Origin of the sequence: Nesterenkonia cremea, from assembly GCF_014642675.1 — a bacterium.
GTDB lineage: Bacteria > Actinomycetota > Actinomycetes > Actinomycetales > Micrococcaceae > Nesterenkonia > Nesterenkonia cremea.
In genome coordinates this window covers 200,350-226,305 of record NZ_BMIS01000002.1, presented here as the reverse complement: position 1 = coordinate 226,305, position 25,956 = coordinate 200,350, and the positions used below count along the sequence as shown (strand labels likewise).

The following is a 25,956-nucleotide window of genomic DNA, read 5'->3' as shown; positions in this document are numbered from 1 at the left end:
GAAATCTTGACAGTTGGTGAAAGGTCACCAGCGGCCCTGCCGCGGACGGGGCTGGCAGCGCGGGCACCAGAAGGAGGACCGCCCCATGAAGGGGGTCCGGCGGATCAGCGTCTCCGCGCCGGTCTGGGCACATCGGTCGCAGGCTTTCCCCTCCTGCCCATAGCACTGCAGAGAGCGGTCGAAGTAACCCGAAGTGCCGTTCACATTCACATACAGCGCGTCGAAGCTGGTGCCGCCGGCAGCCAGCGCGGCCTCCATGACCTCGCTGACAGCGCTGAGCAGCCGTGCCGTCTCGGCCCGGGTGATGGTCTCGGTGCGTCGGGCGAAGTGCAGCCCGGAGAGCCAGAGTGCCTCATCGGCGTAGATGTTGCCCACTCCGGAGAGCAGCTGCTGGTCCAGCAGGGCCCGCTTCAGCCCGGACCGGCGCCGGCGCAGCGCCCGGAAGAGCTGCTCGGCGGTCACAGCCGGCTCCAGCGGGTCCGGACCGATATGGGCCGCGCCCTCGGGCACCGCACCGCTGGGATGCTCCGCCGGCACCAGGGCTGAGATCTGCATCCCGCCGAAGATCCGCTGGTCCACGAAGCGCAGCTGGGCCGGCTCTTGGGCGCTGAGCCGCAGGGTGATCTTCAGGTGCTTCTCCCGGGGCGCCTCGCTGTCCTCGATGAGCACTTGGCCGCTCATGCCCAGGTGGATGAGCAGAGCGGCCCCCGCCCGCTGATCAGCCTCCGGGGAGCTCAGCGGGATCCAGAGGAATTTGCCGCGGCGCTGGGGTGTGCCGAGTTGAGCCCCGGTGAGGGTGCTGATGAATTGCTCGGTCCCCTCGGCGTGGCGGCGCAGGCTGCGCGGGTCATGGACCTCAGTGCCCAGGACGGTGCGTCCGGCGGCCCAGGTCTCGACGCCGCGGCGCACCACTTCGACTTCGGGAAGCTCAGGCACTGCAGACCTCCTCTTCGGCTCAGGCGGGGGCGCCCGGCGCCCGGTCCAGGACCAGGGTGAGGATGTCGTCGCTGCCGGAGAGTCCGACCAGCTGCTCCACTGTGGCGCGGGCGGCCTCGCGCTCGGCCTCCTTCTTGGAGGGGCCCGAGCCGGAGGCGTAGGAGTCTCCGCCCATGGTGAGCGTGGCGGTGAAGGACTTGTCGTGGTCGGGACCGAAGTCCTCGATCACGTACCGGATGTCGCCGAGCTCCCGCTCCGAGGCGATCTCCTGGATGGTGGTCTTCCAGTCCTTGCCCGCTGTCATGGCTTCCTCATCGGAGAGCAGCGGGGTGACCATGCGCAGCACGAGCTTCCGGGCCGTCTCCAGTGAGGTGGAGAGGTAGGCCGCGCCGATGAGCGCCTCCATGGTGTCGGCCAGGATCGAATCCTTCTGCTGACCCTTGGTGCGGCGCTCGCCGGTGCCCAGGCTGATATGCGGACCGATGTCCAGACTGCGCGCGATGCGCGCCAGCGCCCGGGTGCTCACCAGCGCAGAGCGCAGCTTGGCGAGGTCTCCCTCAGGCAGGTCCGGATAGGTCCGGTAGAGGTAGTCGGTGACGGAGAATCCCAGCACCGAATCGCCCAGGAACTCCAGGCGCTCATTGGTGGGGATGCCGTCGTTCTCGTAGGAGTACGAGCGATGTGTCAGGGCAAGACGAAGAGTCTCGGGGGCTATATGCACCCCGAGACTCTTCACAAGCTCTTCGTGTCCCTCCACGTCAGTACGAAGGGAATCAGGCGTCGGCGACTTTGCGACCCTTGTACTCGTAGAACAGGGCGGAGCCGGCCGAATCGGTCACCAGCTTGGCCTGGTGGGGCTTGCTGTACACCACGCGACCGTTCTCCACAGTCTTCACCAGCTTGGGGGTCTCAGCCTTCCACTGGGAACGGCGGTGACGGGTGTTGGCACGGGACTTCTTCCGCTTCGGAACAGCCACAGCGTCTCTCTTCTCTCTCGATGGTGGTCAGTTGTCTTGGTCAGTGTTCAAGTCCAGGTCCGCCAGAGCGGCCCAGCGGGGATCGAGCTGCTCGTGAGCATGCTCCGGGTCCTCCTCCATGCGGAATCCGCACTGGGAGCAGAGCCCCGGGCAGTCCTCTCGGCAGACCGGCTGGAACGGCAGGGCCGAGACCATCAGGTCCCGCAGCACCGGCTCCAGGTCGATGATGAGCTCCTCACCGATGACCCGCTCATCCTCACTGTCGGCCTCCTCGGAGTCGGGCTGAGCCCGATCCGGGTAGACGAACAGCTGCATGACGTCCACAGTGAGCGGATAGCCGATCTCATCGAGGCAGCGCCCGCACTGTCCGGCCACCTGCGCGGAGGCGGTGCCGGTCATCAGCACGCCCTCATGCACAGATTCAAGCCGCAGGTCGAGGTCGAGATCGCTGCCTTCCGGGAAGCCGACCAGCACCGCCGCGAAATCTGCGGGGACCGCAGCCGTTCTGCTCAGATGTTGCTGAGTTCCGGGCTTACCCTTCAGCTCTTTCACATCCGCGGAGAGCTCGGACTTCGCCATCACTCCCCCTTGGAACGTCGCGGCAAAACTTCTGGTGAATCTTCTTGACAGACGGCAGACATCAAGACCGACATAACAGTCTATCAGAGATCTGCGGCGAACTCCTTGAGCCAGCCGCGCAGATCTGCGCCCAGGTCCTCGCGGTCCACGGCCAGGGTCACCACGGCCTTGATGTAGGACAGCTTATCGCCGGTGTCGTAGCGGCGGCCACGGAAGATGACCGCATGCACACCGCCGCCTTCCTCGGCCGGCTTGGAGGCCATGGCCTCCAGCGCGTCGGTCAGCTGGATCTCATCGCCCTTGCCCGGAGGGGTCTGCTCCAGCTGGTCGAAGATGGCCGGGTGCAGGACGTAGCGGCCGATCACGGCCAGGTTCGACGGAGCATCGGCCGGCTCGGGCTTCTCCACCATGCCGCCCACCGGCACGACCTCGGCGCCGGAGTCGGTGAAGCGGTCCTCAGCCTTATCACGCCCGCCGGCGTCGATCACGCCGTAGGCGGAGATGTTCTCCTCCGGGACCTCCATCACTGCGATGACCGAGCCGCCCAGGCGCTGCTGGGTCTCCAGCATGGTGGTCAGCAGCTCATCGCGCTCATCGATGAGGTCGTCGCCCAGCAGCACAGCGAAGGGCTCGTCGCCCACATGCTGCCTGCCGCACAGCACGGCGTGGCCCAGGCCCTTGGCCTCGCCCTGACGGACGTAGTGGATGTCGCCCAGCTCGGTGGCCTTGCTCACGGCGGCGAGCTTCTTCTCATCGCCCTTGGCGCGCAGCGTGGCCTCCAGGGCCGGGGCGGAGTCGAAATGGTCCTCCATCGCCTTCTTATTGCTGCCGGTGATCATCAGGATGTCGTCCAGGCCGGCACCTGCCGCCTCAGCCACCACGTACTGGATGGCGGGCTCGTCCACCACAGGCAGCATCTCTTTGGGCATAGCCTTGGTGGCGGGCAGGAAACGCGTACCGAGACCGGCCGCAGGGATGACAGCTTTGCGGATGGGAGTCGTCGAGCTCATGAGCACACCTTAGCCGACTTGGTGTTTCAGCTGCTGGCGCCACGGTCGGTGAGGCGCCGGAACACAGCCCGGGGCACGAAGTCCGAGATGTCCCCGCCCAGGGAGTGGACCTCTTTGATGAGGGTGGAGGACAGATGGGTGTAGTGCCCGTCGGCGGGCAGATACACTGTCTCCAGCCCGGAGAGATGACGGTTCATCGTGGCCATGGGGCTTTCATAGGCCAGGTCCCGGCTGTCTCGCAGGCCCTTGACCACGGCGTGGATCCCCTCGGCCCGGCAGAAGTCGGTGAGCAGGCCCTGGCCCAGCGGCTTCACGGTGACGCCCCGGACATAGGAGAAGGTCTCCCGGGTCATCTCGATCCGCTCCTGAAGGGAGAACAGCGGCGCCTTGTGCATATTCGCGGAGACCGCCACGATCACCTCGTCGAAGAGGTTGGTGGCACGGGCGATGATCTCGACGTGGCCGTTGTGCAGCGGGTCGAAGGATCCTGGACAGACTGCGGACTGCATGTGTCCGACACTACTATGAACGCCATGCTCCCGAAGTCTCCGCAGGACCACGTGACGCCTGCCTCCGCCGCACAGCCCACTGCCGACCCGCTGTCGCCGCCCTCCCCCTGGGCCCGATCCGCCGCCGGAGCCAACACCTTCGACCACGCCGCCGGCACGGTGCTTCCCACCATCTACGAGCGCACCACTGCGGCGGCCATCGCCCATGAGGCGGTCAATCTGGGCCAGGGCTTCCCGGACCGGGAGGGACCCGAGTGGCTGCGCCAGGCCGCGGCCCAGGCGCTGACCGATCCTGCCGTGGGACCTTCCAACCAATACGCTCCGGGGCTGGGGCTGCCGGTGCTGCGTGAAGCGGTGACCGAGGACCACCTGCGGCGCACCGGGATCAGCCTGGACCCGTCATCTGAGGTTATGATCACCACCGGTGCCACGGAGGCCATCGCGGCCAGCATCCTAGCCTTCGCGTCACCGGGCAGCCAGGTGCTGACCTTCGAGCCGCATTACGACTCCTACGGCTCCATGGCCGCCCTGGCCGGGGCCGAGCTCGTGGGCGTTCCGCTCAGCGGCCCGGAGTTCCACCCCGATATGGACGCCTTGGAGGCCGCTGTCACCGAGCGGACCTCCATGCTGCTGCTGAACACTCCGCACAACCCCACCGGAACGGTCTTCACGGAGCAGGAGCTGCGCCGGGCGGTGGGGATCGCCCGGCGTCACGGCCTGGTCATCATGTGCGATGAGGTCTACGAGCAGCTGGTGCTGGAGGCTGACCAGCAGCATCGTTCGATCCTCTCCATCTCCGGTGCCGCTGAGGTGGCCGTGGCCATCGGTTCGGCCGGGAAGTCCTTCTCGTTGACCGGTTGGAAGATCGGCTGGCTCTGCGGCTCAGCGGAGCTGGTGAACCGGATCCGCGGGGTCAAGCAGTTCCTGACCTTCTCCTCCGGTCCGGGCTTCCAGTGGGCGGTGGCCCAGGGCCTGCAGGACGACCGCGGCTTCTTCGCGGAGAACGCGGCCTCCTTGGCTGCGGCCCGCGATCTGCTGCACAGCGGTCTGCACAGCGCCGGGCTGCGCCCCAACCGGGCGGCGTCGGGGTATTTCCTGCTGGCCGACATCTCCGAGGCCACTGATCTGGACGATGTGGCCTTCTGCCGACTGCTGGCCGAGGAGGTGGGTGTGGCCGCCATACCGGTGTCCTCGCTGATCATCCAGCACCGGTCGGACCAGCGCAGTGCAGATGCGCCGGATCCGTTGCGGCGGCTGGTGCGCTTCGCCTTCTGCAAGCGGCTGAGCTCCTTGGAGGAGGGCATCGACCGGATGGTCTCCCGGCTGCCGAAGGTGCTCTAGACGGGGTTCGGGCGCTCTAGGTGGGTTCGGCCAGCCAGATATGCGTGCTGCCGTAGCGCTGGTCCTGGAAGCAGACCATTCCCTCGGGCCAGCTGGGCTCCGGGCTGTGCTCATCGCGCTCGACCACCACAGTGGCCGCCCCATGGAGCTGAGGGAGCGCGGCGGCCAGGATCTTGGCCAGGGCCTCCTCCCCCAGCTGATACGGCGGATCCAGGAAGAGCAGCTCGATGGGCGGCCCCTGCCGGCCGTTGAGATAGCGCAGCGCATCGGCCTTGTGGACGCTGGTCACCTCGCCGAAGAGGGCGGCGTTGCGGCTCAGCGTGCGGTGGGCGGCCTCCGCCTTGTCCACCAGTTCGGCGGAGGCGGCGCCGCGGCTCAGCGATTCGAAGCCCAGGGCACCCGATCCGGCGAAGAGATCCACCACGACGGCGTCGATGAGGGCGTCATAGCCCTCCAGGCGGGAGAACAGCGACTCCTTGACCCGGTCACTGGTGGGGCGGGTGGCGTCGGTGGGCACGGCGTGCAGCCGACGGCCCTTGTGTGTGCCGGCGATGATCCTGGACATCAGCAGCTCCTGAAGACGTCGGTGCGACTAGCCATGCTGGATGAACTCCTCGGCCCGCTCATGCTCGCTGAGCCAGGCGTCCACCGTCTCGCGCAGATCAGGGTGCTGCTCCCAGCCCGGATCCTGTTCGCTGAGCTGACGGATATGCTCCGCCGCCCGGGCGATCTGCTGCTCATGCCGGCTGACCCGCAGCAGCTTCAGCGAGGAGGCTCGGCCCGCCTGGGAGGCTCCGAGTATATCTCCCTCGCGGCGTCGCTCCAGATCCAGCCGGGCCAGCTGCATCCCATCGCTGTGGGAGGCCACTTCGCGCAGCCGCTCCAGGGAAGGGTGGGCGTCCGGGAGGCGGGTGACCAGCAGGCACAGGCCCTGGGCGGATCCTCGGCCCACGCGGCCGCGCAGCTGATGGAGGGTGGAGACCCCGAAGGCATCAGCATCCAGGATGGCCATCACCGTGGCGTTGGGGACGTCCACGCCGACTTCGATCACAGTGGTGCTGACCAGCAGGTCGATCTCACCGCGTTCGAAGGCACGCATGGTCTGCTCGGTGGTCTCCGCATCCATCCGGCCGTGCAGCGGGGCCTGCCGGACGTCCTTGAGCAGCGGGTGTTCGGCCAGCCGCTCCGCCATGAGCTCCACCGAAGCGTCGGCGGCCTCGTCCACGCCGGCCCGGTCCATCTGGCCCTCTGCGCCGCCGGTGTCCTTCTGGGTGATCCTGGGGCAGACCACATAGACCTGGTGGCCCTGGGCGATCTCCTCGGCGATCCGCTCCCACACGCGTCCGATGACCCGCGGGCCCAGCGTCATCTGCGCCAGATGCGTCTCAATGGGCTGCCGACCTCCGGGCAGACCCTCCAAGAGGGTGAGCTCCAGGTCCCCGAAGGCTGTCATCGCCACAGAGCGCGGGATGGGGGTGGCGGACATGACCAACATATGCGGCGTGGCCGCATAGCGGCTGCGCAGCGCATTGCGCTGTTCGACGCCGAAGCGATGCTGTTCATCGATGACCACCAGTCCCAGATCGGCGAAGTGGACCTGCTCGCCCAGCACCGCATGGGTGCCGACCACCAGGTCCGTGGTGCCTGAGGCGATGTCAAGCAGCGCTTTCTTCCGCTCGGCGGTGCTCATCGAGCCGGTCAGCAGCGTGAGCCTCAGCTGGGGCCGCTCCCCCTCGCAGAGCGGGCCGAGCATGCGCCGCAGAGAGCGTTCATGCTGGGCGGCCAGCACTTCGGTGGGCGCGATGAGGGCAGCCTGGCCGCCGGCGTCGGCCACATGGAGCATGGCGCGCAGGGCGACCAGCGTCTTGCCGGAGCCCACCTCGCCCTGCAGGAGCCGGTTCATCGGCTCACTGCCGGAGAGGTCCTGGGCGATCAGCTCCCCGCAGCGCTGCTGGCCCTCGGTCAGGGCGAAGGGAAGCTGGGCGTCGAAGGCGGTCAGGAGACCCTCAGCACAGAACGGCCGCGGCACCGCGGGGGTCTGGCGGAGCTGCTGGCGGCGGCGCTCCAGCAGCGCCTGCAGCAGGAAGGCCTCCTGGAACCGCAGGCGCTCCAGGCCGCGCTCGGGCTCCCCGAGGTCCTCGGGGCGGTGGACCATGCGGTACGCCTCGGCCAGGCTGGGGAGGCCTTCGGCCGCACGGACGGAGTCGGGCAGCGGATCCGGCCAAGCCCGGACATCGGTGAGGTCCAGCAGGATCTGCACGCAGCGGTGGATCTCCCAGCTGGAGAGCCCGGACTTGGCCGGGTACAGCGGCACCGGGGCGCTGCCCTCGCCCAGCTGAGCGGCGGCGTCGTCCTGTTCATCGGCGAGCACGGTGAACTCCGGGTTGTTCAGCGTGAGCTCCCCTGCGTAGCTGCCCACTTTTCCGTGGAACATGGCCCGGACGCCGGGGGTCAGCTGGCGGCGGGCGTTCCAGCCCTGGAAGAAGGCCATCTTGAGCCGCCCGCCCACGATGTCTTCGACGATCACCTCCACCAGGACGCCGCGGCGGCGCTGCATGCGCCGCTCCGAGCAGCTGAGCACCTGGGCGATGAAGGTGACGTGTTCGTCCTCGCGCAGATCCACGAAGGAGGAGAGCTGCCCGTATTCGATGTAGCGGCGCGGATAGTGGTCCAGCAGCTCGGAGGCGGTGCTGAGCCCGAACTCCTTCTCCAGCTTGGCGGCGGCCTTGCCCCCGAGCAGTCGCTCCAGGGAGGTGTTCGGGCAGACGTCGGAGGCCACGCTCAGTGCTCCGTTTCGGCACCGTAGAGCGGTGCTGCGGTGTAGGTGGTCACCTCGCCGGACGCGTGGATGACCTGGGAGGCCTCCTCCTCGGTGCCGGCGTGGACATGGATGCGCCACCGGTAGCTGCCCTGCTCATCAGCTTCGGCGTCGATCGGGGTGATGATCACTGACTCCCCCACCTCGTCCAGCTGGTGGCGCAGCGAGGCGGCCCCCAGCGGGTCCAGGCGGACGGTGCACATGATCTCCACGTGGTCCTCGTCCTCGGCTCCGGCCGGCTGGGCCGCCGGCTCCCGCTCCAGACCGTGCAGCCCTTCGAGCAGATGGGGGTCCGGCTCAGTGCCGGTCACCGCCGCACGCAGAGCATCGAAGATGATGAGCAGCCCGGTGCCGCCGGAGTCGACGACGCCGGCGCGAGTGAGCGCCTCCAGCTCCCCCTCGGTGGCCACCACGGCCTGGCGCGCCACCTCAAGCATGGAGTCCAGGGAGTCGATGAGAGCGGTACGGCTCTCGGGCTCCTCGGCAGCGGCGGCCTGCTGGCGGGCGCAGGCGCGCACGGCGTCCAGGACAGAGAGCATGGTCCCGCCCACCGGATCGCTCAGCGCGGACCAGGCGCGCACGCTGCCGTGCTCCAAGGCCTGGTCCAGGGCGCCGATGGTCAGACGTTCATGACCGTGCAGCGGTTCGGCGAATCCGGAGAGCAGCACGGCCAGAAGGGTCCCGGAGTTACCGCGGGCCTCGGCCATGGCCTCCGTGCCGGCGGTGGCCAGCAGCGCGCCGAGGTCCTCCTCGCTCTGCTCGGCCGCCTGCCGCGCAGCGGCCATCGTGGCGAGCATATTGGCCCCGGTGTCGGAGTCCGCCACTGGGAACACGTTGAGCCGGTTCAGGCTGTCCCCGTGGGCGCGCAGAGCCTGCTCTGCCAGGAAGAACCACCGATGGACGGCGGCATGGCCCCTGATCCTGCCCTTATGCTGCTGCTCGACCATCAACGGCTCTGCACGTACTCCTGGAATTCGTCGTTGCGCAGGGCGTCGCCGATCTCGGCGGCAGCCTCGGCATCATGGACCACGATGGACTGGCCGTCGGCGGAGGTGCCGAGGCCCAGGTTGGGCATGGTGAACATGTCGATGCCGCCGTCGTCGACGTTCCGCAGCTCCCAGCCCAGGGATCCCACCGTACCGGAGTCCAGCTCATGATCCACCACCATGTAGGGGGCGAAGGTGTCCACCATGTCGTGGACCCGGGCCGGGTTGGAGAGGGTGGAGGGTGAGAGGACGCCGTCGAGGACGCCGCGGATGAAGACCTGTTGGTTGCGCACACGGGAGTAGTCGCCGTCGCCGAAGGCCTGGCGCTCACGCACGAAGGCCATGGCCTGCTCGGAGTCCAGGTGCTGCTCCCCCTCGGAGAAGCTGTAGCCGCCGGTGCTCTGGAAGGCCTCCGGAGAGTTCACGGCGACCCCGTCCATGGCGTCCACCAGCCCTTGGAAACCGGCCAGATCGATGGAGGCCACATGGTCGATGCGCACATCGATCAGCGACTCCACGGTCTCCACGGTCAGCGGGATGCCGCCCAAGGTCAGGGCCGCGTTGACCTTGGCCTCGCCGTGGCCCGGGATCGGGACCCAGGTGTCACGCATGATGGACATGACCTGCATGCTGTCCCGGTCTCCGGGGATGTGCACCAGCATCATCGTGTCCGAGCGGGCACCGCCGGGGACCATCGGCAGCTCCTCCTCCTCGCCGGAGCCACCGCCGGAGTCAGCACCCAGAAGCAGGATGTTCAGCGACTCGTCGTCCTCATCCTTGGGCGGGCGCTCGGCCTCCTCCGGGAAGGTCTCCTCAGGCTCGAAGGTCTGGACCTGATCGTCATAGGCGTCGCCGAGTGAGTTCAGATACATCAGGGCCGCGATCAGCGCGCCGCCCACCAGGACGACCATCGATGCCATGATGATGAAGACAGCCTTGCGGCCGCGTCTGCGAGGCTTGGGACGGCGCTGCGCCTCATCCTCCTCGTGGAAGATCTCCTGCGTCATCTGATTTTCCCCATCTTGCTGTGCGAGTAGACTGCCTCTAAGGATAAGTCATGAAGAAACCCCTGAAAGACACTCCTGCGCGAAGACGCGCCCTGAGCGCGGTCATCATCGGCTCCGCCCTTCTCAGCACGACGGCCTGCGCCTCCACCGCCGCCGTCGATCCGGCCCCGAACGCCGCCGATCCGGAATGCGCCGAGGTGATGCTGGCCCTGCCGGAGTCCATCGGCGATCATGACCTGCGCCAGACCGATTCCCAGTCCACCGCCGTATGGGGCGACCCTGCTGCGGCCGTGGTGCGCTGCGGCGTCCAGCCTCCGGGCCCCAGCACGGAGCACTGCGTGAGCGCCGACGGCGTGGACTGGCTCTCCGTGGAGGAGGGCGAGAACTGGCGGCTGACCAGCTACGGCCGCGAACCCACGGTGGAAGTGGTCCTGGACGTGGAGCGCGTGGCCTCCTCCACGGCCATGGTCTCGGTGGGCCCCGCGGTGGAGAACATCGAGCAGGACCGCACCTGCACCGCCGTGGAGCAGGAGATCGAGGAGACCGAGGACGAGGTCGACGTCTCCGAGTGAGGCTGCGCCGCAGACCGCGCCTCAGCGCAGGCCGGCGGGGCGCTCCAGGGCCAGAGTGATCAGCTCGGTGATCAGCTCCGGGTAGTCGATCCCGGTGGCCTTCCACATCTGCGGGTACATGCTGATCGGGGTGAAGCCCGGCATGGTGTTGACCTCGTTGATCATCACCTCGCCGTCCTCGGTGCAGAAGAAGTCCGCCCGGGAGATGCCCTCGGCGTCCAGCGCCTCGAAGGCGATGACAGCCTGACGGCGGATCTCCTCGCTGATCTCCTCCGGCAGGTCCGCCGGGCAGGACAGGTCGGCGGCCGAGGCATCGGTGTACTTGGCGGTGAAGTCGTAGAACTGGTGGGCCTGGGAACCGTCGTGCACCACGATCTCGCCGCAGAGCGAGGCCCGGGCGCGGGAGGTCCCGCGGCCGCCGAGCACACCGCATTCGATCTCGCGGCCGGCCAGACCCTGCTCCACCACGACCTTGGGGTCGTGCTTCTGCGCCCCAGCGATGGCCTGCTCCAGCTGGGACCAGTCCTGGATGCGGGTGATGCCCACCGAGGAGCCGGCCCTCGCCGGCTTCACGAAGACCGGCAGCTGGAGCCCCTTGACCCGCTCCACGGCCTCAGCCGGGTCATCGGCCCACTGGCGGGCCGTGATGGTGACGTAGGGGCCGACCTTCAGGCCTGCGGCCTCGAAGGCGATCTTCATGAAGTGCTTATCCATGCCCATGGCAGAGGCCAGCACACCGGCGCCCACATAGGGCAGGCCGGCCAGCTCGAGCATGCCCTGGACGGTGCCGTCCTCGCCGAAGGGACCATGCAGCAGCGGCAGGACCACATCCACCTCTCCCAGGGAGGAGGCGGAGCCGTCGGCGCCGATCTCCAGCAGCTCGGTGGAACGCTCAGTGGATCCGGCGGCTCCGGAGAAGAGCTGCACGGTGGCCTCAGCGGGAGCCACGCGGGGCAGCTGCTCGCCGACGAAGGAGTAGGTCTTGGGATCCTGGGTGGGACGCACCCACTGTCCGGCCGCGGTGATGCCCACCGGCACCACGTCGAAGCGCTCGGAGTCGATGGCGTTGAGCACACCCGCCGCGGTGACGCAGCTGACCGCATGCTCGGAGGACTGGCCTCCGAAGAGCACGAGCACACGGGGCTTCTTCGCGTGCTCGGTCTGGTTCTTCGCGGCCATGTCGATCACTTTCCTTCGGCTTTGAGGTCGCGGGCGAGCAGCAGGGACGCGATGGTGTCCACATCCAGGGAGCCGTTGAGCACAGCCACCACTGCCTCGGAGATGGGCATTTCCACTCCGTTGCGGCGGGCCAGCTCCAGCACGGCGGAGCCGGACTTCATCCCCTCAGCGGTCTGGGTGAGCTGTTCGGTCACCTGCGCGGTGTTCAGGCCTTCGCCCAACAGGCGGCCGGCCGAGCGGTTGCGGGACAGCGGGGAGGCGCAGGTGGCCACCAGATCGCCCAGCCCGGCCAGGCCGGAGAAGGTCTCCAGCCGGCCGCCCAGCACAGTGGCCAGACGGGTGGTCTCAGCCAGGCCGCGAGTGATGACCGAGGCCTTGGAATTGTCCCCCAGGTTCTGGCCGTCGCAGATGCCCACGGCCAGGGCGATCACGTTCTTGACGATGCCGGCAATCTCCACGCCCACCACATCGGTGTTGGTGTAGGGCCGGAAGTAGGAGTTGTTGCACAGCCCGGCGATCAGCTCGGCGGTCTGCTCACCCTCGCAGGCCACCACGGAGGCGGTGGGCTCCTCTCGGGCGATCTCCATGGCCAGGTTCGGTCCGGAGACCACGGCGATGCGCGAGGGCTCGAGTCCGAGCTCAGCGGCGATCACCTCGGACATGCGCATATCGGTGCCGCGCTCCAGGCCCTTGATCAGCGAGACCAGCACGGCGTGCGGAGCCAGGACATCGGCCAGCTGGCCCAGGTGGGAACGCAGGTGCTGGGCCGGCACGGCCAGCACGACGACGTCGGCGGCCTCCACTGCCTCGGTGAGGCTGCTGGTGGCCGTGATGGCCTCCGGCAGGACGGTCTCACCGAGATAGGTGCTGTTGGTGTGCCGAGTGGCGATCTCCTCAGCGATCTCGGGGCGGCGCGCCCACAGCGAGATCTCCACGGCCTCCGAACCGGTGGTCACGGCGTCTGCCATCACCTTGGCGAAGGTGGTCCCCCAGCTTCCGGCGCCGAGCACGGCGATCTTCTGCACGGGAGTATCACTCATCGGGATGCACCTGCCTGCGCGGGACCCGCTGCCGCAGGGCACGGTCCCAGATATGGTCGGGGGCCTCCTCATCGCGGAGCTCCGCGACGCCGGAGGTCAGGGCGTCTTCGATCCGTTCGGTGGCCTCGGCCAGCACGTGGCGGCCCAGCGGCTGGTCCCGCAGGTCGTCCAGGTCCACCGTCTCGCCCACGTTCAGCCGGTACTTCTTCCTCGGCAGCGGGCGCGGGGCCTTGGCATAGGGCGGCAGGAAGTCCTGGACTCCCCAATGCGTGATCGGCACGATCGGAGCACCGGTGGTCAGGGCCAGCCGTGCCGCGCCGGTCTTGGAGCGCATGGGCCACAGGTCCGGGTCCCGGGTCAGTGTGCCCTCAGGGTAGATGATGATCGCCCCGCCCTCGTCCAGGACCTCCTGGGCCACCGTCAACGACTTATGCGACTCACGCTGATCGCGGATGACCGGGATCTGTTTGAGCCCTCGCAGAGCTGCGCCGAGCACCGGAATCTTGAACAGCGAGTCCTTGGCCAGGAAGTGCGGCGTGTTCCCACCCATGTAGACCGCGTGGGCCACCGCCAGCGGGTCAAGCTCCGTCACATGGTTGGCCACCACGATGTAGCCGCCGGAGGGCAGCCGCTCCATCCTCTGCCAGTCCTTGCCCATCAGCAGGTTCAGGCTGGGGCGGGCCACCACAGCGGCGATGCGGAACGCGGCGGAGCGCCGCGGTCCGGCGCTGCTCTGATCGTCAGAAGTCACGGCAGACAGCCTATCTGAGGAGGCAGGATGTGCGGCGCAGCCCGGAGGGCTCAGCGCGTGGTCAGCTCGATGTCGGCGCCGAGGCCGCTGATCTTGTCGATGAAGTGCTCGTAGCCGCGGTTGATGATCTCGATGCCGGTCACCTCGGAGGTGCCGTTGGCGGCCAGAGCAGCGATCAGATGCGAGAACCCGCCGCGCAGATCCGGAATGTCGATGGTGGTGCCCTTGAGCTCCGAGGGCCCGGAGATGACTGCTGAGTGCAGGAAGTTCCGCTGGCCGAACCGGCAGGGGTTCGAGCCCAGGCACTCCCGGTGCAGCTGGATGGAGGCACCCATGCGCTTGAGCGCATCGGTGAAGCCGAAGCGGTTCTCGTAGACGGTCTCGTGGACGATGGAGACGCCGTGGGCCTGGGTCAGCGCCACGACCATGGGCTGCTGCCAGTCGGTCATGAAACCGGGGTGCACATCGGTCTCCAGCACCAGCGGCTGGAGCTGTCCGCCCCCGTGCCAGAAGCGGATGCCGTCGTCGTCGACCTCGAACTCGCCGCCGATCTTGCGGTAGGTGTTCAGGAAGGCGGTCAGATCGCGCTGAGCCGCCCCTTCCACGTAGATGTCGCCGCGGGTGACCAGGGCCGCAGAGGCCCAGGAGGCCGACTCGTTGCGGTCCGGGATGGCGCGGTGCTTATAGCCGGAGAGCTTGTCCACACCTTCGATGCGGATGGTGCGGTCGGTGTTGACCGAGATGATCGCACCCATCTGCTGAAGGAGTGCGATCAGATCGTGGATCTCGGGTTCCACGGCGGCGTTCTTCAGCTCCGTGATGCCCTCGGCCAGCACCGCGGTCAGCAACACCTGCTCCGTGGTGCCCACCGAGGGGTAGGGAAGATCCAGCTTGGCGCCTTTGAGACCCTTGGGCGCGGTGATATGGATGCCGGTCGCCTGTTTGTCCACCACAGCGCCGAAGTTGCGCAGCACCTCGAGGTGGTAGTTGATCGGGCGATCGCCGATGCGGCAACCGCCCAGGTCAGGGATGAAGGCCTCGCCCTGCTTATGCATCAGCGGGCCGCAGAAGAGGATCGGGATGCGGGAGTCGCCGGCGTGGGCGTCGATCTCCGAGTGCTCAGCGTTGCGCATCTGGCGCGGATCGAGCGTGAGGTCGCCGTTCTCCGGGCCGGCGTCGACCTTCACACCGTGGATCTGCAGCAGGTTCCGGACGATCTCGACGTCCTTGATCTCCGGAACGTTGCGCAGCTGCGAGGGCTCATTGCCCAGCAGCGAGGCGACCATCGCTTTGGGGACCAGGTTCTTGGCGCCGCGGACGCGGACGCTGCCCTGGAGCGGCTTTCCACCCTGGATGGTGAGCAGTTTGGCCATATCGACTCGATGGTCCCTTCATAGATCCGGATTCTCGCCATGCCACTGTAACCAACGTTTCTCCGCAGACTGTCCAATTCCGCCGCCTGCGAAGGCAACGATTCGGTCAAGGCTCAGATGCGCGCAGGCAGGGTCTTGGGCTTGAACGGGAGCCGCGAGGCCTCGAATTCGCGGATGGAGGACTCCTCCTTCAGCGTGAGCGAGATATCATCCAGCCCCTCCATGAGGCGCCAGCGCGTGTAGTTGTCGATCTCGAAGGTGGTGTCCACCGAGCCGCAGCGCACCGTCCGGCTCTCCAGGTCCACGGTGACCTCAGCGCCCGGAGTGTTCTCCAGCTCCTTCCAGATCAGCTCGACGTCGGTCTGGGCCACCTTGGCGGTGAGCAGCCCCTGCTTGGCCGAGTTGCCGTAGAAGATGTCGGCGAAGCGCGAGGCGATGACCGCTCTGAAGCCGTAGTCCTTCAGCGCCCAGACGGCATGCTCACGGGAGGAACCGGTGCCGAAGTCGGGGCCGGCCACCAGCACGGTGCCGTGCTGGTACTCCGGCTGGTTGAGCACGAAGTCCGGGTTCTTCCTCCAAGAGGAGAACAGGGCGTCGTCGAAACCGGTCTTGGTGATCCGCTTCAGGTAGACGGCCGGGATGATCTGGTCGGTGTCCACATTGGACTGGCGCAGCGGGACGCCGACGCCGGTATGGGTGGTGATGGGTTCCATGGCGGGCTCCTCAGGCAGGCACGGGGGCAGGGTTCAGGATGTCCGAGGGCGCAGAGAGCGTGCCCCGGATGGCGGTGGCGGCGGCCACCACCGGGGAGACCAGATGGGTGCGGCCTCCCTTGCCCTGCCGTCCTTCGAAGTTGCGGTTGGAGGTGGAGGCGCAGCGCTCCCCCGGAGCCAGCTGGTCCGGATTCATGCCCAGGCACATGGAGCAGCCGGCGAAGCGCCATTCGGCGCCGAAGTCCTTGAACACCTGGTCCAACCCCTCGGCCTCGGCCTGCAGGCGGACCCGTTGGGAGCCCGGGACCACGATCATGCGGATGTCCGGGTCCTTGTCCCGTCCCCTGATGATGTCCGCGGCGGCCCGCAGATCCTCCATACGGGAGTTGGTGCAGGAGCCCAGGAAGACGGTGTCCACCCGGATGTCCTTCATGGGGGTGCCCGGTTCCAGATCCATGTAGGTCAGGGCGCGCTCGGCGGAGTCGCGGTCCACCTCATCGGTGAAGTCGCCGGGCGCGGGGACGGCGTCGTTGAGGCTGACGCCCTGACCGGGGTTGGTGCCCCAGGTGACGAAGGGCTCGAGCTCATCGGCGTCGAGGATGACCTCGACGTCGAACTCCGCCCCCTCATCGGTGCCCAGGGACTTCCAGTACTCCACGGCGGCGTCCCAGTCCTCACCCTGCGGGGCGTGGGGCCGGCCCTTCACGAACTCGAAGGTGGTCTCGTCCGGGGCGATCATGCCGGCGCGGGCGCCCGCCTCGATGGACATGTTGCAGATGGTCATCCGAGCCTCCATGGAGAGCTGCCGGATGGCCTCGCCGCGGTACTCCAGGACGTAGCCCTGGCCGCCGCCGGTGCCGATCTTCGCGATGACCGCCAGGATGATGTCCTTGGAGCTGACACCGGGCTTCAGCGTGCCGTCCACGGTGATCGCCATGGTCTTGAAAGGCTTGAGCGGCAGGGTCTGGGTGGCCAGCACATGCTCCACCTCGGAGGTGCCGATGCCCATGGCCAGCGCGCCGAAGGCACCGTGGGTGGAGGTGTGGGAGTCTCCGCAGACCACGGTCATCCCGGGCTGGGTCAGGCCCAGCTGCGGGCCGACCACGTGGACGATGCCCTGGTCGTCATCGCCCAGGGAGTGGATGCGCACGCCGAACTCCTCGGCGTTGGCGCGCAGCGTGTCCACCTGCTTCTTGGAGACCGGATCCGCGATGGGCTTGTTGATCTCGAGTGTGGGAGTGTTGTGGTCCTCCGTGGCGATGGTGAGATCCGGGCGGCGCACGGGGCGGCCTGCCAGGCGCAGCCCCTCGAAGGCCTGCGGGCTGGTCACCTCGTGGACCAGGTGCAGATCGATGTAGAGCAGGTCAGGAGAACGCTGCCCGTCCTTCTCCTCGCCCGGCGCGACGACGTGATCGCGCCAGACCTTCTCTGCCAGAGTGAGCGGCTTCTCCGCGGTCATCGGGTTCCCTTCCGTATGAGCCCTTGTCCCGGCCTCAGCCCAGGAGGTGGCGGGCTGCGGCGGCGAATTGGCGGTATCACCAGAGAAACACCGTTATGACGGGGGTTCCATACCCTGGGAGGGGGTTCTCACTATTTGAGATCACTCAGTCGGTTCGCAGTAGGATGGGAACCATGCCCAGCCAGCCTTCAGCCTCGCAGCCTCCCTCGCTTCCGGCGGATCCGCCGCGACCCCTGAACTCACCCTCGGGAATCGGGGTCATCGACAAGTCAGTGATGATCCTCGACGCTCTCGAGGCGGGACCGGCCTCACTGGCCCAGTTGGTGGAGTGCACCGGCCTGGCCCGGCCCACTGTGCACCGCCTGGCCAGCGCCCTGGTCCACCACCGTTTCCTGAGCCGGGATGTCCGCGGACGCTATGTGATCGGCTCCCGACTGGCCGAGCTGGCCTCGGCAGCCGGCGATGACCGTCTGGTCTCCGCGGCGGGCCCCATCCTGCTGAAGCTGCGCGACGCCACCGGAGAGTCTTCTCAGCTCTACCGCCGCCAGGGCGACTCGCGCGTCTGCGTGGCCTCCGCCGAGCGGCCCATCGGCCTGCGCGACTCCATCCCGGTGGGCACCCAACTCTCTATGAAGGCCGGCTCGGCCGCCCAGGTCCTGCTGGCCTGGGAGGACCACGAGCGCCTGGTGGAGGGCCTGCAGGGCGCCCGCTTCACCCCCACGGTGCTGGCCGGCGTCCGGCGTCGCGGATGGGGCGAGTCCCTGGGCGAGCGCGAAGCCGGCGTCGCCTCGGTCTCAGCACCGGTGCGCGGGCCCTCCGGCCGTGTGATCGCAGCCGTGTCCATCTCCGGGCCCATCGAGCGTCTCTCGCGCCAACCGGGACGGATGCACGCCGCCGTCGTCGTCCAGGCCGCCCATCAGCTCACCGAGCTGGTGCGGAAGAATCCGGAGGCCGCAGAACAGAGCCTCCCAGACCCGGGGCGCCGCCCCTGATCCGTGTTCTCACCGTACTCTCCGCGTTGAGCGCTTAGGATGGGGCCCGTGACTTTGAACATCAGTGTTATAGGTACCGGTTATCTGGGCGCCACCCATGCCGCCTGCATGGCGGAGCTCGGCTTCGATGTGATCGGCGTGGACGTCGATCCGGAGAAGATCGACTCGCTCTCCCGCGGTGAGCTGCCCTTCCACGAGCCCGGCCTGCCCGAGCTGATCCGCAAGCATGTCGACTCCGGCAAGCTGCGGTTCATCACCGACCCCGACTACTCCACAGTCGGCGCCTGGGCGGATGTCCACTTCGTGGCAGTGGGCACCCCGCAGCAACCCGGGGGCACCGGGGCAGACCTGACCTACGTCGACGCCGCGACCGTCGGCCTGGCCGAGGGCATCACCAAGGACTCGCTGATCGTCGGCAAGTCCACGGTCCCGGTGGGCACCGCCCGCCGCCTGGCCGGACTGGTCGAGGAGAAGTCCCGGGACGCAGTGAACGTCTCCCTGTCCTGGAACCCAGAGTTCCTGCGCGAGGGCTTCGCGGTGAAGGACACGCTGACCCCCGACCGTCTGGTGGTGGGCACCGACTCCGACGCCGACGAAGCCGTGCTGCGCGAGGTCTACGCCGAGGCGCTGGAGCGCGAGACCCCCTGGATCAGCACCGACTTCGAGACCGCTGAGCTGGTGAAGGTCGCAGCCAATGCCTTCCTGGCCACCAAGATCAGCTTCATCAACGCCTTCTCCGAGGTCACCGAGGCCGTCGGCGGCAACATCACCACGCTGGCCGACGCGATCGGCTTCGACACCCGCATCGGCCGCAAGTTCCTCAACGCCGGCGTCGGCTTCGGCGGCGGCTGCCTGCCCAAGGACATCCGGGCGCTGCAGACCCGCGTCAGCGAGCTGGGCCTTGACCACACGATGACGTTCCTCGATGAGATGGACAAGATCAACCTGCGCCGCCGCGAGCGCGTGGTCACCCTCTCCGAGAACATCCTGGACGAGCTCGCCGGCAAGCGGATCGCCGTGCTGGGCGTGACCTTCAAGCCGCTCTCCGACGATGTGCGCGACTCCCCCGGCCTGGATGTGGCCAACCGCCTCTACACCGCCGGTGCAGAGGTCTCGGTCTATGATCCCGAAGGCAACGCCAACGCGGCCAAACGCTTCCCGCGCCTGGAGTACGTGGAGTCGCTGGCCGACGCCGCCAAGGACGCCGACCTGGTGGTGCTGACCACAGAGTGGAACGAGTTCAAGGAGCTCACCCCGGCGGGTCTGGACGGTCTGGTGGCGCAGAAGCGCTTCGTCGACGCCCGCAACGTCCTGCCCGCCGCCGACTGGGAGAAGGCCGGATGGACCTTCGCCCAGCTGGGACGGTTCTACGACGGCCTCTGATCGGCAGGGAGCTCTACAAGGAGCTCCAGCCACCCGCTGAGACGGCGTGCTCTGTGATCACACGGGGCACGCCGTCTCTGTGTTCCAGCACCTCTCCGATGCGCCGGAAACCCTCAGGGAGCCCGACGCCGGCGGCGAAGGTGGCCAGCAGCGCGTATTCCTCTCCCCCGGCCAAGACCCAGCCGCGGGCGGCCTGTGCATCTCTGCCCAGCAGGGCCGCGATGGGCTCCAGCTGAGCGGCCTCGGCCTCCAGGACGGCGTCGTCGAGGCGCAGGCTGACGCCTGCTGCGGAGGCGAGGCGACCGGCGTCGCGGATCAGACCGTCGGAGATGTCCATGGCTGCGGTCGCGCCCTGGGAGGCGGCCACCGGGCCTGCGGTGAGCGGCGGATCGGGCCGCTGCTGGGCGGCCCGGCAGTCCCGGATCAGCTCTGAATGGCGCTCCCAGAGCTGCTCCTGCTCGGCGCTTCGGACTGTGCTGTGCCCGGGGGCGGAGCTGTGCTCGAGGAGCTCGAAGCCTGCGGCGGCGCGTCCCAACGGTCCGGCCACGGCGAGGATGTCTCCGGGCTGAGCGCCGCTGCGGCGCAGCACCGGGGTTCCCTCTGCCTGGCCCAGGGCGGTGAGGGTCACGGAGATGGTGTCTCCGCTGCCGAGGTCTCCCCCGGCGATGACACAGCGTTCGGCGCCTTCGGCGCGGCAGGCGCGGACCATGCCGCGGAAGAAGCCCCCCACCCAGTCCACCGGGATGTCGGCGGGCAGGGTCAGGCTGACCAGAAGCGCGGTGGGGACGGCACCCATGGCACTGATGTCGGAGAGGTTCTGGGCAGCCGCCTTGGTGCCCACATCCATAGGCCATTCTTCGGCAGGCTCGTGGGCCACTGAGGTGCTGCCCGGGCCCAGCCACCACTGGCGGCGAAAGTCCTGGCCCTCGCTCATGGTGTCCGTGGTGAGGACGACCTCCGCGGTGGGTTGGGTGTTGCCGGATGAGGGCCGGGCGGTGAAGGCGAGGACGGCGGCGTCGTCATTGCCGGGTCCCACGGCGAGCGCCTGGCCGTGCTGCTCGGCGACGGCGTCGTTATGCGGGGTGATGACCTCCAGGATGGCTGTGAGGACGGCGTCCTCGCCCGCCTGGGCAACAGTGCGTGGGGACCTCTCCATAGCTCCTTATGGTGTCACGTCCCAGCTCAGAGCGCTGTCAACGATTCATGTCACCCCCTCCGCTTAGGCTTCAGTCATGGAACGTGATGAGGTGCGGCAGAGGGTGCGGGACAGGATGCCTGAGCCCGGCGCGCCTGCACCCGATCCGCTGACCGCGGCCCGGCAGTTCCAGGTTCTGGCCCGTCAGGCGGAGGCGGCGCAGCTGCTGGCCATGCTGGAGCATCAGGACGCGCTGGAGGCGCAGGAGAGGATCGCCGAGTTGCCGCTGCATGCCCGTCGGGAGGCCCGGAAGGTTCCGGTCCATCAGCTGGCCCTGGACCTGCGGATGAGCGAACGGACAGTGGCGGTGCTGCTGAGCTCCGCGCGTTTCGCCCGCCGCGAGCTGCCGCAGATGTGGAGGGCCTTCGGTGAGGGCGCAGTCGATCAGCAGAGGCTACGACTGGTGGCTGATGCGGCGGTGGGTTTGGAGTCCGCTGATCATGTGGAGGCCCTGGACGCCGCCGCGGCGAAGAAGGCACCGGAGAGCACCGCGGTACAGCTCAGGCGGTGGCTGAACCGCTATGTGGCACGACTGGGACCAGAAGAGTTCGCCCGCAGCTGTGAGCATGCGCAGCAACACCGTCACGTCCACCTTCAACACCTGGAGAACGGCGTGAGCCTGCTGCAGGCGCTGTTGCCCACTGTGCAGGCCGCCGCCATCGAGAAGCGCCTCCGTGCCGCCGCGCGGGGCCTGGACTGGCCGCAGCCGCGGGAGCCCGAAGCTGCGGAGACGCCGGCCCATTCCCCTGGTCTGACCAGCGCGGGCTCCGATCCGACCGGCCCCGACGTCACCGACCCCGACCTGCAGCCTCACGACCCGCGGACGCTCGGTCAGCGCGAGGCTGACCTCTTGGCCGCATGGCTGCTGGACGGCCGGGTGGGCGGCGCCCCCGTGGAGGCCTCCCTGGCGATCATGGTGCCGGAGGCGACTCTGACCGGCGAGAGTGATGACCCCGCCGTCAGCGCCGACGGTACGTGGGCCGCCCCCGCCCAAGCTGTGCGGGAGCTGGCCTCCACACCAGGATCACAGCACCGCTGGTATGAAGCAGTGACGCGCAGAGCATCGATCGCTGAGGACGAGATCCTGCAGATCAGATACCAGGGCCGCTTCGCTCCGCGGCGGCTGCGTGATGCGGTGGCGTTCCGAGATCGGACCTGCCGCGCCGAGGGCTGCTCGGTTCCGGCGGAGCACTGCGATCTGGATCATCGGATCCCCTGGCCGGAGGGGCCGACCTCCGGGACGAATCTTCAGGCTCTCTGCCGAAGACATCATCGGATGAAGTCCCACGGATATCTGCGCCCTCCCGATCCGGTGGCTGACCGTTGAATCAGCGCCAGTTCGATCAGCGCTGCTGCTCCACCCACTGGCCCAAGGCCTGCGTGTCCAGATCCGCCTCGACGTAGGCTGTGGGCATGGAGGTCGACCCTGAGGTCCAGAGCGCCTACGGAAAGCAGGCTGACGAGTATGCGGCCGTCCTGGGCGCCGTGGACCAGATGCATCCTGACGACAGCGACCACATCCGCATCTGGGGTCGCCGAATCGTGGGGCCGGTGCTCGACATAGGCTGCGGTCCTGGTCATTGGACTGACTTCCTGCACAGAGCGGGCGCGGACATCCGTGGCGTCGATCCGGTGCCGGAGTTCACCGCTTATGCTCGCGGAGAATTCCCGGGAGTCGACTTTCGTACGGCATCGCTGAACAGTACCGGGGCAGACACAGCTACCCTCGCAGGTGTCCTGTGCTGGTACTCGCTGATCCACATCCCACCGCAACAGATGGGCTTCTCCCTGACACAGATTCACAGGCTTCTGCGGCCAGGGGGCGAGCTCCTGGTCGGGTTCTTCCGCCACCCACGCACAGACCGCTTCGAGCATGCCATCACCCCGGCCTATCGATGGTCCGTGGACCATTTCGCCGGTGAGCTCCACGCTGCCGACTTCACCATCTGCGATATCCACCAGCGAGCAGATCCCGACGCACGGCCGCACGCTTCTATCCGAGCGATCAAGCCCCGCGTGCGCTGAATGGACACAGCTTCGGAAGGCACCGGTCTGCAGGAGAGAGCCCCTGCGCGCACCCAGGAGCTCCCCGGTGCGGAGTTGAGCAGGCCCTTCGGCGAGGACTGGGATGTCTGGAAGGTCCGCGGCAGAGTCTTCATGCTCCAGACTCAGGTCACCGGAGAGCCACAGGTGATCCTCAAGGCCCGTCCGGAGGACTCTGCCACGCTGAGCGAGGCCTACACGGAGATCACGCCGGGCGATCACATGAATAAGCGGCACTGGATCAGTCTCTGCCCCGGCGGCGGGATCGACGCCGAGCTCGTGGATGACCTGGTCACCGAGTCCTACCTGCTGGTGGTGGAGAGGAACGTGCCGCGCCGAGAGCGCCCGGTGGACCCGGAGACCTTCGGCCGGTGAACGGGTCGCAGCCTCCGCCGCAGTCCTGAGGCGGAGGATGGTTCCTCAGTCGCATGGCCCATAACACAACAGAGGCCACCGACCTCCAGAAGACCGTCTTCCGCGCCGGGGTCACGCCGGGGTCCTCATCATCCTCGGTCTGATCTGCCTCATCCAGACCGAACAGACCTCGCTCACCGGCTTCTGGGAGTGGACTTCTCGCGCCGGCATCCTGGTGTCGGCGATCCTGATCCCCGCAGGCTTCTTCCTCTCCGCGCTGGAGCCGGGACGGCTCAGGACTGATGCTCGACAGCCTCGAGCAGAAGTTCGTGTACGTCTTCTACAGCGGTCACGCCCTCGGCGGGCACCGGACCACCCGGTGTGCCATGGACGCATGGTGGGAGCTCGTCTTCCGGTCCTGCCCGGAGACCATTTCGACATCCACGAGATCCTCGCCGAGGGACCGCCGTGGAATACAACGGCCGCGGTCCGCAGGACCGTCTCCGGGAATCTCCCCGGCAGCACTCGCTTCGAGAACGCCCTCTTTCGGCGCCTCAGCCTGCACTGAGGCCGCGTCCCATCCGTGGAGACCTTGGAGGACCTCCAAGTCCTCGGCGCCGCGCTTCGACAGACGGGCGAGGCCGGAGTCTCCGAGGCCGCCGCATCACCGATCACCGAGAAAAGTAATCCCAGACACAAGAAAAGCGCTCCTGGAAAATCCAGAAGCGCTTTTATCTATGGTGACCCCAGCGGGATTCGAACCCGCGTTACCGCCGTGAGAGGGCGGCGTACTAGGCCGCTATACGATGGGGCCATAGACCAGTATTCGATTATTCATCATCACAGAGGTGAGGCCCCAGATCAGGTGGATCCGAGGCCTCACGCCTTGTGGTGACCCCAGCGGGATTCGAACCCGCGTTACCGCCGTGAGAGGGCGGCGTACTAGGCCGCTATACGATGGGGCCAGTTGTGATCAATTCCCACAAGAATCGATCCGCTGGGCTACTAGGACTCGAACCTAGAATAACGGTACCAGAAACCGTCGTGTTGCCGATTACACCATAGCCCAATACTGGGATTCTCTATTCGATTACCCTCGTTCCGAGGCCTTCAGGAGTGTCTCCTGCGCGCCCCAGCAACGGATAAATACTTTACACGAGACTTCCCAGCAGATGCAAAATCAGTCCCGAGCGACGACCTCGGCCCGGAAATGAGCCAGTCGCGCCAGGGATGATCCGCGGCCCAGCAGCTCCATGGATTCGAAGAGCGGAGGGGACACCTTGCGCCCGGAGACGGCCGAGCGCACAGCGCCGAAGGCCTTGCGCGGCTTCAGCTCCATCCCCTCGATCAGCGCCTCCCGCAGAGCCTCCTCGATCTTCTCCGTGGTCCACTCAGCCTCGCCGAGCCTCTCCAGGGCCGCCGTGGAGGCATCCAGGGTCTCCAGGACCACTTCCTTCTCCCCCAACCCGCTGAAAGCCTTGGAGTCGATCTCCAGCTCCTCATCGGCCACGAAGAGGAACGCCATCATGTCCGCGCCCTCTGCCAGCAGAGCGATGCGCTCCTGGACCAGCGGCGCAGCACCGTCCAGCAGAGCGCCCTGACGCTCAGTGAGCTCCTCACCCACCAGCTCCAGCTGCTGCAGGTAGGGCACCAGGCGGTCGCGGAAGTCCTGAGCCTCCAAGCGGCGGATATGCGTGCCGTTGATGGCCTCAGCCTTCTTCACGTCGAAGCGCGCCGGATTGCCCAGCACATCGGCCACGTCGAAGTTCTCCACCAGCTGCTCCACGGTGAAGACATCCTCATCGGCCGAGAGTGACCAGCCCAACAGCGCCAGGTAGTTCAGCAGCCCCTCACGGATGAAGCCGCGGTCGCGGTGCAGGAAGAGGTTGGACTCGGGATCGCGCTTGGACAGCTTCTTGCTGCCCTCGCCCATCACATAGGGCAGATGCGCGAAGGCCGGCATGTGAGAAGCCACCCCCACAGCGTGCAGCGCCCGGTACAGGGCGATCTGCCGCGGCGTCGAGGAGAGCAGATCCTCACCACGCAGCACATGGGTGATCTCCATGAGGGCATCGTCCACCGGGTTCACCAAAGTGTAGAGCGGCTTGCCGTTGGCCCGGGCCACCACGAAGTCCGGGGTGGATCCGGCGCCGAAGGTGATCTCACCGCGCACCAGGTCGGTGAAGGTGATGTCCTCCTCCGGCATCCGGAAGCGCAGCACCGGCTCGCGGCCCTCCGCCCGGAAGGCCTCCTTCTGCTCCTCGGTCAGCTCCCGGTCATAGTTGTCATAGCCCAGCTTGGGGTCGCGCCCAGCGGCCTTATGGCGCTCCTCCACCTCCTCCGGGGAGGAGAAGGCCTCGTAGACGAAGCCGGCCTCCTTCAGCTTGACCAGCACGTCCTGGTACATGTCATCGCGCTGAGACTGCCGGTAGGGGCCGTGCGGGCCGCCGACCTCCACACCCTCGTCCCAGTCGATGCCCAACCAGCGCAGGGCCTCGAGCAGCATCTGGTAGGACTCCTCGGAGTCCCGGGCGGCGTCGGTGTCCTCGATCCGGAAGATCAGCTTGCCGCCGGTGTGCCGGGCGTAGGCCCAGTTGAACAGCGCCGTGCGGATCAGACCGACATGCGGAAGACCGGTGGGCGAGGGGCAGAAGCGCACGCGCACCGGGGTGCTGGCGTCGACTGCGGGGATGTCTTTCGGAGGAGCCACGGGGGTGGTCATGATCTTGGAAATCGCTC

General features: G+C 67.6%; 26 protein-coding genes and 3 tRNA genes. 8 read left to right on the top strand and 21 right to left on the bottom strand.

The genetic code is table 11. The features are described 5' to 3' along the window. Window positions 1-24: 24 nt before the first annotated feature. From mutM to coaD, 6 genes are all read right to left on the bottom strand, one after another. Window positions 25-936: a bifunctional DNA-formamidopyrimidine glycosylase/DNA-(apurinic or apyrimidinic site) lyase gene (gene mutM, locus IEW85_RS03315; RefSeq protein WP_188682703.1), complete on the bottom strand. Its 912-nt coding sequence runs from the start codon at window positions 934-936 to the stop codon at window positions 25-27. Window positions 937-955: 19 nt separating this feature from the next. Continuing rightward, window positions 956-1,693: a ribonuclease III gene (rnc, locus tag IEW85_RS03310; protein WP_188682702.1), complete on the bottom strand. Its 738-nt coding sequence runs from the start codon at window positions 1,691-1,693 to the stop codon at window positions 956-958. 16 nt (window positions 1,694-1,709) lie between these two features. Next, on the bottom strand, window positions 1,710-1,913 hold the full coding sequence (rpmF, locus tag IEW85_RS03305) for a 50S ribosomal protein L32 (protein WP_188682701.1): 204 nt from the start codon (window positions 1,911-1,913) through the stop codon (window positions 1,710-1,712). A gap of 27 nt (window positions 1,914-1,940) precedes the next feature. Continuing rightward, complete coding sequence (locus IEW85_RS03300) at window positions 1,941-2,492, bottom strand: YceD family protein (protein ID WP_188682700.1); 552 nt, start codon at window positions 2,490-2,492, stop codon at window positions 1,941-1,943. Window positions 2,493-2,575: 83 nt separating this feature from the next. Next, on the bottom strand, window positions 2,576-3,502 hold the full coding sequence (gene galU / locus IEW85_RS03295; RefSeq protein ID WP_188682699.1) for a UTP--glucose-1-phosphate uridylyltransferase GalU: 927 nt from the start codon (window positions 3,500-3,502) through the stop codon (window positions 2,576-2,578). Window positions 3,503-3,528: 26 nt separating this feature from the next. Continuing rightward, window positions 3,529-4,011 carry a pantetheine-phosphate adenylyltransferase gene (gene coaD / locus IEW85_RS03290; protein WP_188682698.1) on the bottom strand — a complete coding sequence of 161 codons (483 nt, stop codon included), beginning with the start codon at window positions 4,009-4,011 and terminating at the stop codon, window positions 3,529-3,531. Between coaD and IEW85_RS03285 the strand changes: the two genes are divergently transcribed. Next, the gene (locus IEW85_RS03285) at window positions 4,012-5,352 is read left to right on the top strand and encodes an aminotransferase class I/II-fold pyridoxal phosphate-dependent enzyme (RefSeq protein WP_229658749.1); all 1,341 of its coding nucleotides are present in this window, start codon (window positions 4,012-4,014) and stop codon (window positions 5,350-5,352) included. 16 nt (window positions 5,353-5,368) lie between these two features. Here IEW85_RS03285 and rsmD read toward each other — a convergent pair whose 3' ends face one another. Genes rsmD through IEW85_RS03265 form a run of 4 tightly spaced genes read right to left on the bottom strand, consistent with a single transcriptional unit; the run spans window position 5,369 to window position 10,163 of the window. After that, a complete protein-coding gene (gene rsmD / locus IEW85_RS03280) occupies window positions 5,369-5,917 on the bottom strand; it encodes a 16S rRNA (guanine(966)-N(2))-methyltransferase RsmD (RefSeq protein ID WP_188682697.1) in 549 nt (182 codons plus the stop codon). Between the two features lie 27 nt (window positions 5,918-5,944). Beyond that, entirely contained in the window at window positions 5,945-8,131 is a 2,187-nt protein-coding gene (locus IEW85_RS03275) for an ATP-dependent DNA helicase RecG (RefSeq protein WP_188682696.1), read from the bottom strand. Window positions 8,132-8,133: 2 nt separating this feature from the next. Then, complete coding sequence (locus IEW85_RS03270; RefSeq protein WP_188682695.1) at window positions 8,134-9,117, bottom strand: DAK2 domain-containing protein; 984 nt, start codon at window positions 9,115-9,117, stop codon at window positions 8,134-8,136. Continuing rightward, complete coding sequence (locus IEW85_RS03265) at window positions 9,117-10,163, bottom strand: LCP family protein (protein ID WP_188682694.1); 1,047 nt, start codon at window positions 10,161-10,163, stop codon at window positions 9,117-9,119. The genes IEW85_RS03270 and IEW85_RS03265 overlap by 1 nt, the downstream gene beginning before the upstream one ends. Before the next feature lie 50 nt (window positions 10,164-10,213). Here IEW85_RS03265 and IEW85_RS03260 point away from each other — a divergent pair, with 50 nt between their 5' ends. Beyond that, window positions 10,214-10,735, top strand: a complete 522-nt coding sequence (locus IEW85_RS03260; RefSeq protein ID WP_188682693.1) for a DUF3515 domain-containing protein — start codon at window positions 10,214-10,216, stop codon at window positions 10,733-10,735. 21 nt (window positions 10,736-10,756) lie between these two features. Here the strand turns inward: IEW85_RS03260 and IEW85_RS03255 are convergent, their stop codons facing one another. From IEW85_RS03255 to leuC, 6 genes are all read right to left on the bottom strand, one after another. Next, window positions 10,757-11,914, bottom strand: coding sequence for a D-alanine--D-alanine ligase family protein (locus tag IEW85_RS03255; protein ID WP_188682692.1), 1,158 nt, complete (start codon window positions 11,912-11,914; stop codon window positions 10,757-10,759). A gap of 5 nt (window positions 11,915-11,919) precedes the next feature. Then, entirely contained in the window at window positions 11,920-12,954 is a 1,035-nt protein-coding gene (locus IEW85_RS03250; RefSeq protein WP_188682691.1) for an NAD(P)H-dependent glycerol-3-phosphate dehydrogenase, read from the bottom strand. Beyond that, window positions 12,947-13,705 (bottom strand): lysophospholipid acyltransferase family protein, encoded by a 759-nt coding sequence (locus IEW85_RS03245; RefSeq protein ID WP_229658748.1) that lies wholly within the window; start codon window positions 13,703-13,705, stop codon window positions 12,947-12,949. Before IEW85_RS03245 ends, IEW85_RS03250 begins: the two co-directional genes overlap by 8 nt. A 50-nt stretch (window positions 13,706-13,755) precedes the next feature. Then, entirely contained in the window at window positions 13,756-15,078 is a 1,323-nt protein-coding gene (murA, locus tag IEW85_RS03240) for a UDP-N-acetylglucosamine 1-carboxyvinyltransferase (RefSeq protein ID WP_188682690.1), read from the bottom strand. A gap of 113 nt (window positions 15,079-15,191) precedes the next feature. Continuing rightward, window positions 15,192-15,791, bottom strand: a complete 600-nt coding sequence (gene leuD / locus IEW85_RS03235) for a 3-isopropylmalate dehydratase small subunit (protein ID WP_188682689.1) — start codon at window positions 15,789-15,791, stop codon at window positions 15,192-15,194. Window positions 15,792-15,801: 10 nt separating this feature from the next. Next, complete coding sequence (leuC, locus tag IEW85_RS03230) at window positions 15,802-17,250, bottom strand: 3-isopropylmalate dehydratase large subunit (protein WP_188682688.1); 1,449 nt, start codon at window positions 17,248-17,250, stop codon at window positions 15,802-15,804. A 173-nt stretch (window positions 17,251-17,423) separates the two neighbouring features. On the opposite strand from leuC, the gene IEW85_RS03225 reads away from it, so the two are divergent. Beyond that, on the top strand, window positions 17,424-18,242 hold the full coding sequence (locus tag IEW85_RS03225) for an IclR family transcriptional regulator (RefSeq protein WP_373286537.1): 819 nt from the start codon (window positions 17,424-17,426) through the stop codon (window positions 18,240-18,242). A gap of 39 nt (window positions 18,243-18,281) precedes the next feature. After that, on the top strand, window positions 18,282-19,625 hold the full coding sequence (locus tag IEW85_RS03220) for a UDP-glucose dehydrogenase family protein (RefSeq protein ID WP_188682687.1): 1,344 nt from the start codon (window positions 18,282-18,284) through the stop codon (window positions 19,623-19,625). A gap of 13 nt (window positions 19,626-19,638) precedes the next feature. Here IEW85_RS03220 and thiL read toward each other — a convergent pair whose 3' ends face one another. Next, on the bottom strand, window positions 19,639-20,781 hold the full coding sequence (gene thiL, locus IEW85_RS03215) for a thiamine-phosphate kinase (protein ID WP_188682686.1): 1,143 nt from the start codon (window positions 20,779-20,781) through the stop codon (window positions 19,639-19,641). A gap of 115 nt (window positions 20,782-20,896) precedes the next feature. Here thiL and IEW85_RS03210 point away from each other — a divergent pair, with 115 nt between their 5' ends. From IEW85_RS03210 to IEW85_RS03195, 4 genes are all read left to right on the top strand, one after another. Beyond that, entirely contained in the window at window positions 20,897-22,147 is a 1,251-nt protein-coding gene (locus IEW85_RS03210; RefSeq protein WP_229658747.1) for an HNH endonuclease signature motif containing protein, read from the top strand. An 86-nt stretch (window positions 22,148-22,233) separates the two neighbouring features. Beyond that, window positions 22,234-22,845, top strand: coding sequence for a class I SAM-dependent methyltransferase (locus IEW85_RS03205; RefSeq protein ID WP_188682684.1), 612 nt, complete (start codon window positions 22,234-22,236; stop codon window positions 22,843-22,845). Further along, entirely contained in the window at window positions 22,846-23,238 is a 393-nt protein-coding gene (locus tag IEW85_RS03200; RefSeq protein ID WP_188682683.1) for an MmcQ/YjbR family DNA-binding protein, read from the top strand. Window positions 23,239-23,614: 376 nt separating this feature from the next. After that, window positions 23,615-23,785: a hypothetical protein gene (locus tag IEW85_RS03195; RefSeq protein WP_188682682.1), complete on the top strand. Its 171-nt coding sequence runs from the start codon at window positions 23,615-23,617 to the stop codon at window positions 23,783-23,785. A 170-nt stretch (window positions 23,786-23,955) separates the two neighbouring features. Here IEW85_RS03195 and IEW85_RS03190 read toward each other — a convergent pair. The 4 genes from IEW85_RS03190 to gltX all read right to left on the bottom strand — a co-directional run bounded on the left by IEW85_RS03190 (window position 23,956) and on the right by gltX (window position 25,939). Then, window positions 23,956-24,031 (bottom strand) — tRNA-Glu (locus IEW85_RS03190). Between the two features lie 75 nt (window positions 24,032-24,106). Further along, window positions 24,107-24,182: transfer RNA gene (locus IEW85_RS03185), tRNA-Glu, on the bottom strand. Between the two features lie 32 nt (window positions 24,183-24,214). Beyond that, window positions 24,215-24,286 (bottom strand) — tRNA-Gln (locus tag IEW85_RS03180). A 111-nt stretch (window positions 24,287-24,397) separates the two neighbouring features. Next, window positions 24,398-25,939, bottom strand: coding sequence for a glutamate--tRNA ligase (gene gltX / locus IEW85_RS03175; protein WP_188682681.1), 1,542 nt, complete (start codon window positions 25,937-25,939; stop codon window positions 24,398-24,400). Between the last annotated feature and the right edge of the window lie 17 nt (window positions 25,940-25,956).